The 247-nt window shown below is 48.6% G+C and carries 1 pseudogene; it reads right to left on the bottom strand.

What is annotated here, in order from left to right:
- Positions 1 to 247 (bottom strand): annotated as a pseudogene (locus CWB99_RS23855) (MBL fold metallo-hydrolase); the annotation flags it as partial.

Below are 247 nucleotides of genomic sequence, written 5' to 3'. Positions count from 1 at the left end.
CCTCCTTGCGGGCCATATTTTTGAATAGCTCGCCCTGGCGTGCCTGCACCTTGGTAGCCAACAAAACTGACATCGGTCGTGGGCTCTGGTAAAAACTCAACGAGGTAGTTAACTATACGCCCGCCACTGCACATGCCGCTAGCAGCAATGACAATTGCGGGCTTTTGTCTTTGCTTAAGATATTGTAGTAGCTGCACATGCTGTTGGTGAGTATCTATTGTCACTATGTTATCGAAATCGAGAGGGT

This window comes from Pseudoalteromonas rubra, from assembly GCF_005887095.1.
GTDB classification, from domain to species: domain Bacteria; phylum Pseudomonadota; class Gammaproteobacteria; order Enterobacterales; family Alteromonadaceae; genus Pseudoalteromonas; species Pseudoalteromonas rubra_E.
The sequence above is the reverse complement of the archived record's forward strand: the minus strand, read 5'-3'. Positions and strand labels throughout refer to the sequence as shown.